This is a genomic window from uncultured Porticoccus sp., assembly GCF_913061305.1.
Lineage (GTDB): Bacteria > Pseudomonadota > Gammaproteobacteria > Pseudomonadales > Porticoccaceae > Porticoccus.
Genome location: NZ_CAJXST010000005.1, coordinates 290535 through 297409, shown reverse-complemented (window position 1 = coordinate 297409; position 6875 = coordinate 290535). Strand labels below are relative to the sequence as shown.

The following is a 6875-nucleotide window of genomic DNA, read 5'->3' as shown; positions in this document are numbered from 1 at the left end:
CGTCTACCAATTTCGCCATCCGGGCATTTTTGAGGATGGGCTTTACTACTGATGTTCTCTGAAGGTTGCCAGCACGCTGTGCTGGTCCTTGCGGTCGCTCTCGGCTCCTGCCTTTCGCGACACTTGAGCATCCTGCTCATCGTCTACCAATTTCGCCATCCGGGCATTTTTGAGGATGGGCTTTACTACTGATGTTCTCTGAAGGTTGCCAGCACGCTGTGCTGGTCCTTGCGGTCGCTCTCGGCTCCTGCCTTTCGCGACACTTGAGCATCCTGCTCATCGTCTACCAATTTCGCCATCCGGGCATTTTTGAGGATGGGCTTTATTACTGATGTTGTCTGAAGGTTGCCAGCACGCTGTGCTGGTCCTTGCGGTCGCTATCGGCTCCTGCCTTTCGCGACACTCGAGCATCCTGCTCATCGTCTACCAATTTCGCCATCCGGGCATGTTCGAGGATGGGCTTGTTCCGGTTGTTACTGCTTTCGCTTACGCAATTGACGATTGATGGTCTGGGGGTTTATCGGGCTGGACGATCAAACGGCGGTGTTGCGTTTAACGGTTGAAAATGGAGGCGCGGGTCGGAATCGAACCGGCGTTAACGGAGTTGCAGTCCGCTGCATGACCACTCTGCCACCGCGCCTTTTGGATGCGGGATTGTACCCGACGAGATTTTCAAAGAACAGTAAAGAAGGCGGGTATTCTATGGATTGATCGGCGATAAGCAACCTCTTTTTCGCTGCGGGGGGAATAACGCCGGTATTGCGTCACCACTCACCCTCAGGTGACTTTGGACAACTCCGGCCAGGCAGCTTTCAGGTAAATCAGCATCGACCACAGGGTCAGCAGTGCTGCCACGTACAGCAGGGCGATGCCCATCAGATCCAGTACCGGATACAGCACCGGATCAATCGCCAGCAATATGGCAATGGCGATCATCTGCAGGGTCGTTTTCACTTTCCCCAGGTAGGACACCGCCACGCTGGTGCGATTGCCCAGTTCAGCCATCCACTCCCGCAGTGCAGAAATCACGATTTCACGGCCGATGATGACCAGGGTCGGCAATGCAAACAGCACATTGGCATGGGATTCCAGCAGCATGATCAGGGCCGAGGCCACAATCAGTTTGTCCGCTACAGGGTCGAGAAACGCGCCGAATGGGGTGAACTGGTCGAGTTTTCGGGCCAGGTAGCCATCGAGCCAGTCGGTACCGGCGGCGATACCAAAAATGGCAGCGCTGGCGAGGTGACGACCTTCCCAGGGCAGGTAGTAAACACCAATAAAAATGGGGATAAGCGCGATACGTAACAGGGTGAGGATGTTAGGGAGATTCCACATGATAGGTTTTACTGCAGTCCAGGCGGTGGAGACCCGCCCAAGTTACTCATTGTGGAGGGTGCTGTAAATAGTTTCGGCCACTTTCCTGCTGATACCGGGCACGCGCATCAGTTCGGCAACACTGGCCCGCACAACCTCCTGGGAGCCCCCGAAAAACCGCAGCAATTCCTTGCGCCGTTTTGGGCCAACCCCGTCGATCCCCTCCAGCGTCGAGGTACGGCGCTTGCGATCGCGGCGCTGGCGGTGACCGGTAATGGCGAAGCGGTGGGCCTCATCGCGGATTTGCTGGATAAGCAGCAGGGCCGAGGACTGGGCTTCCAGTTCCCGCTCGAGGCCATCCTGCGACAGCAACAGGGTTTCAAAGCCCGCCTTGCGGGTGGGCCCCTTGGCGACGCCCACCACCTGCACGCCAATCACACCCAATTCAGCAAGCACCGCGACCGCCTTGCGCATCTGCCCCTTGCCGCCGTCGACCAGCAGAATATCGGGCAGCTTGCCCTCCTCTTTCTGAATGCGGGTATAGCGGCGCACCAACGCCTGCTCCATGGCGGCGTAGTCGTCCCCGGCAGCGACATCTTTGATGTTCATTCGCCGATAATCCGATTTCAGCGCCCCGCCACTATCAAATACTACACAGGAAGCGACTGTAGCTTCCCCACTGCTGTGGCTGATATCGAAACATTCGATCCGTTCGGGCGGCGCCGCCAGTTGCAGCAGTTGCTGCAAGGCCTCCAGTCGCTGCTGGGTGGTCTTGCGTGAGGCAATGCGACCGTTCAGGTTCTGGCTGGCGGTGCGCTCGGCCAGTTCGACCCATTGCGCCCGGGTGCTGCGACCCCGGTGCTTGAGGAGCACCCGGTGGCCGGCCACCTCGGAAATTGCCGAAGCCAGCAACGCGCTGTCGGGCAATGCATGATTGACGACAATCTCGCGCGGAAAATCACCCCGGCCGCTGTCGCGCAGATAGAACTGCGGCAGAAAATCTGTCAGCAGCTCGGTAGCATCCGCTGCCAGCGGTACCTTCGGGTAATAGCTTCGGCTGCCGAGGATTCGCCCCTGGCGGATATAGAGCACGTGCACACAGCACTGGTCACCCACCAGCATGGCGGCCACCACGTCGATATGGTTGCTGCCGGATTCCACCACCTGTTCGGCCTGGATGGTGCGCAGCGCCACCATTTGATCGCGCAGCAACGCGGCCCGCTCAAATGCCAGCGCCTCTGCGGCCACATCCATATCGGCTTCCAGCTCGCGGATCAGGTTGTCGTTTTTTCCCTCGAGAAACATTTGAGTGTGTCGCACATCGCGCTGGTAATCCTCCGCAGAAATCAGCTCCACACAGGGGGCGGTGCAGCGATTGATCTGGTATTGCAGGCAGGGTCGGGAGCGATTGCGAAAGAAATTATCGTCGCACTGGCGCACTCGAAAAGTTTTCTGCAAAAAGTTCAGGCTGTCCCGAACAGCCTGAACACTGGGGAATGGCCCGAAATAACGGCCGCCCTGTCGCTTGCTGCCCCGATGAAAGGCCAGCCGGGGATAGGTATCCCGGTCGGACAAAAACAGGTAGGGGTAGGATTTGTCATCCCGCAGCAGAATATTGAATGGCGGCCGGTTTTGCTTGATCAGGTTCTGCTCCAGCAACAGCGCCTCTATTTCCGTCTGGGTAATAGTGACATCGATACTGGCGATGCGACTCACCAGAGCGGCAGTTTTCGGGGTCAGGCCGGTGGTTCTGAAATAGCTGGCAACCCTTTTGCGCAGGTTTTTTGCCTTGCCCACATAGAGCACGGCCCCGTCCTCACCCATCATCTGATAGATGCCGGGACGCTGGGTCAGTTGCTTGAGAAATGGCTGATGGTCGAAAGGCATGGGGCCATTGTACAGCGGATCAGATCAGTTCGGAGGGGTCTACCAGACCGTATTTTACCGCTGCCAGGGTGAGTTCAACATCGTTGCTGACACCGAGCTTTTCATAAATACGGTATTTGTAGGTATTGATGGTCTTGGGACTGACATAGAGGGTTTTTGCCACATCCTTGGCGCGGATACCGCTGGTAATCAGCGCCGCGATCTGCAGTTCACGTTGCGAGAGACGCGATAGCGGTGAGGTTTTGCCGCCGGATTTCATGCCATTGGCCACCATCATCTGGGCCAGCTCCGGGTTGACATAGATGCCACCGCTCAGGGCGGTTTCCACCGCTGCCTTGATCTGGTCGCTGTCCGCTTTTTTGGTGATATAACCGCAGGCACCCGCCTTTAACAGGGACGCCGGGTAAAAGTCATCATTGAAGGCACTGACCACGATAACCCGGGTTTTCGGGTAGTGAGACAGAATGCGCTCGGTGGCTTCCAGCCCACCGATACCCGGCATCCGCACGTCCATGAAGACAATGTCGGGGGACAATTCCCGAACCCGGGTAATGGCCTCTTCGCCGCTGGCGGCCTGACCAATCACGGTGATACCCGGCACTTCTGCCAGCAACTTGCAGATCCCCATGCGGATAAGATCGTGGTCGTCGACAACCAGGACGGTGTTGAATGCCTCGTTAGTGGTCATTGCGGAAACCCTGAAATTCCATCTAGCCTACCACCGCGCTTTTCGGTTGACCATAAACCACGTTGCGAAAAGTCACGTTCACTCGCGGACCCACAGCTGTGGCGAGTTTCGGCAGCCGGTGCCGCCAGTGGTGTTGTAATGCCCCGCTCATCAACAGCAATGAACCCTGCTCCAGTTCCAGCGTTCGCATCGGCAAGTCCTTCCGTGTTTTGTGTCGCAACTGAAAAGGCCGCACCGCGCCCAGACTCAAGGAGGCTATCAGCGGGTTTTCTCCCAACTCCGGTTCGTCGTCACTGTGCCAATCGACACTGTCGCGGGCATCCCGGTACAAATTGAGCAGAGCACTGTTGAAACGGTGCCCCACCGCTGCCTCAACTACCTGCCTGATCTCAAGTAGTTCCGGCAGCCAGGGAGTGGCTTTGAACTGGCGCCCGGAGTACTGGTAGTCGGCACCGGCGTCGCCATACCAGGCATTGAGACGGGGAATTTTCAGTCTGCGACCGGCGATGACAATCTCGCTCTGTTCCCAGGCCACTTGCTCCATCAGTACCGCCAGCCACCGATCCGCCGACGGCGCAGCTATCAACTGCGGCCAGTAGCGGAGGGCGCCACCGGGCAGCTCGATATCGAGCGGATCGGGATTGGCGGCAAACAGGTCGGATTGATTCATGGCTGAACATTCAAAGGGGGGTTTTCACTGGGGAGGGGTATATCGTCGGCTCGATTTCCAGCGCCACGGCAAACTTTTGCTGCACCGAGTCGCTGATTTCTTCTGCCAGTGCCAGTAACTCGGCACCGGTGCCACCACCAAAATTGACCAACACCAGCGACTGGCGGTCGTGAACGCCCACCCGGTCGCGCATCACACCGCGCCAGCCGGCCTGTTCGACCAGCCAGCCAGCGGCCAGTTTGACGGTCCCATCTGCCTGGGGATAGCACACGATATCGGGAAACTGCTGACGCAGTGCGGTTGCCTGATCCTCCGTCACGACCGGGTTTTTAAAAAAACTTCCGGTATTCGGCAGACTGGCGGGGTCCGGCAGTTTGCTGCGCCGTATCTCACAGACCGCCGCAGAGACCATGGCGGGCGTCAACGAGGCTGCATCGCAGCCTTCCAGGGCCTGTAGCAGGGCCGGATAGGTCAGGCGCAAATGCGGCCGGGCAGACAAGGATAGCGTGATGGCGGTAATCACATATTGGTTGCGACCCGCCGCCTGTTTGAACAGGCTGTCCCGATAGCCAAAACGGCAGTCTGCGGCCAGCATTGTATGCAACTCACCGGTGGGCAGGTGGACCGCCTCCAGCGAGTGAAACAGTTCGCTCAATTCGATGCCATAGGCACCGATATTCTGAATGGGTGCGGCACCGGCCAGGCCCGGAATCAGGGACAGGTTCTCCAGGCCGTACCAGCCCTTTTCTAGGGTGTGCAACACCAGTTGATGCCAGTTTTCCCCGGCACCGATGTGAACATTGCGCTGCTCGCCCAGCTCTGAACCGGGAGCCAGGGCGATGCCCGGAATGGCTATTTGCAGCACCAGCCCCGGCAGGTCGTCGGCCAGCACCAGATTGCTGCCACCACCCAATGGCGTTACCGGGATATTTTTCTGGCGGGCCCATTCCAGTGCTTCGAACAGGTCTTCGCGGGTGTTGATGCGGCAGAAAAACTCTGCCGTGGCAGGCAGGGACAGCGTATTGAAGGGTTGCAGCGAAACGGCGGCCTGAATATCAAGCATTAATCCAGTTGCCCGCGCAGATGAGCCAATAGACCACTGGTGGCATCCTCCACCAGATCCAGCACTGCTTCAAATCCCTCATCGCCACCGGCGTAGGGGTCAGGCACCTCTTTCAGGGGGCTGTTGCCGAAATCGAGAAACAGGCCGAGATGACCGGCAAACGCCGGCAGTGCCAGTGCCTGCAAATCCCAGAGGTTCTGCTGATCCATGGCGAGTAGATAATCAAACGCCAGGAAATCCTCAGGCCGCACCTGACGCGCCCGCAGATGACTCAGGTCATAACCGCGCTTCAGCGCAGCCGCACTGGCTCTTGAGTCTGGCGACCGCCCTACGTGCCAATCACCGGTACCGGCGGAGTCGACCAGAATCCGGTCCTGCAAACCGGCCTCGGCCACCCGTCTCTCAAAAATTCCGTGGGCGGTAGGCGATCGACAGATATTGCCCAGACAGACAAATAACACACGCAGCTGTTTCATGCTGAGGCACCCCTGAAAATCGCGATAACCCGCTGCAGATCCTGCTCGGTATCGACGCCGCCGGGCACATCGGCCACGGCTCTGGCCACGTGAATCCGCTCACCGTTCCACATGAAGCGCAACTGCTCCAGGCACTCCAGCGCCTCAATGGGTGCCACCGGCCATTGTACGAACCGGTTCAGCAAACCGACCCGGTACGCGTAAATACCGATATGTCGCATCGGTTGCAGGACGACAGACATGGCTGCCACCCGGTCATCAGAAAAATCCCGTGGCCAGGGCACCGGTGCACGACTGAAATACAGCGACATGCCCTGACGGTCCGTAACAACCTTGACCACATTGGGGTTGGCGAAACTCGCTTCGTCCGTGATCGGTTCGCAAAGCGTTGCGATACCTGCGCCGGGGTTATTGATGAGGTTTGCGGCCACCTGGTCGACGACTGCGGGGGGAATCAACGGTTCATCGCCCTGAACATTGACCAGCACGTGATCCTCGGCAAAGCCGTGCTGGGCCACCACTTCCTGCAAACGGTCAGTCCCGGACGGATGATCCGGAGACGTCATGCAGACCTCACCGCCAAACCGGGTCACCTCATCGGCAATCTGCTGGTGATCTGTGGCAACAATCACCCGGTCAGCGCTGCTCTGCCGGGCCTGCTCGTAAACCCGTTGGATCATGGTTTTGCCGGCAATATCCTGCAGTGGCTTGCCCGGCAGGCGAGTGGAGGAAAAACGGGCGGGAATCACAACAGTAAAGGTCATAGCAACTCAGTCA

7 protein-coding genes and 1 tRNA gene are annotated in these 6875 nt (G+C 58.4%); all 8 read right to left on the bottom strand.

The genetic code is table 11. The features are described 5' to 3' along the window. Positions 1-566 precede the first annotated feature (566 nt). Positions 567-640: transfer RNA gene (locus QZ516_RS08295), tRNA-Cys, on the bottom strand. A 137-nt stretch (positions 641-777) separates the two neighbouring features. Then, positions 778-1335, bottom strand: a complete 558-nt coding sequence (pgsA, locus tag QZ516_RS08290; protein ID WP_297188359.1) for a CDP-diacylglycerol--glycerol-3-phosphate 3-phosphatidyltransferase — start codon at positions 1333-1335, stop codon at positions 778-780. Positions 1336-1377: 42 nt separating this feature from the next. Beyond that, complete coding sequence (gene uvrC / locus QZ516_RS08285) at positions 1378-3201, bottom strand: excinuclease ABC subunit UvrC (RefSeq protein WP_297188357.1); 1824 nt, start codon at positions 3199-3201, stop codon at positions 1378-1380. A gap of 19 nt (positions 3202-3220) precedes the next feature. Further along, complete coding sequence (locus QZ516_RS08280) at positions 3221-3889, bottom strand: response regulator (RefSeq protein ID WP_297188355.1); 669 nt, start codon at positions 3887-3889, stop codon at positions 3221-3223. 22 nt (positions 3890-3911) lie between these two features. Beyond that, the gene (locus QZ516_RS08275) at positions 3912-4559 is read right to left on the bottom strand and encodes an alpha-ketoglutarate-dependent dioxygenase AlkB (RefSeq protein ID WP_297188353.1); all 648 of its coding nucleotides are present in this window, start codon (positions 4557-4559) and stop codon (positions 3912-3914) included. 10 nt (positions 4560-4569) lie between these two features. Continuing rightward, positions 4570-5622 (bottom strand): UDP-N-acetylmuramate dehydrogenase, encoded by a 1053-nt coding sequence (gene murB, locus QZ516_RS08270; RefSeq protein WP_297188351.1) that lies wholly within the window; start codon positions 5620-5622, stop codon positions 4570-4572. Next, positions 5622-6098: a low molecular weight protein-tyrosine-phosphatase gene (locus QZ516_RS08265; RefSeq protein ID WP_297188349.1), complete on the bottom strand. Its 477-nt coding sequence runs from the start codon at positions 6096-6098 to the stop codon at positions 5622-5624. Before QZ516_RS08265 ends, murB begins: the two co-directional genes overlap by 1 nt. Beyond that, the gene (gene kdsB / locus QZ516_RS08260; protein WP_297188347.1) at positions 6095-6862 is read right to left on the bottom strand and encodes a 3-deoxy-manno-octulosonate cytidylyltransferase; all 768 of its coding nucleotides are present in this window, start codon (positions 6860-6862) and stop codon (positions 6095-6097) included. The genes QZ516_RS08265 and kdsB overlap by 4 nt, the downstream gene beginning before the upstream one ends. Positions 6863-6875: the final 13 nt, after the last annotated feature.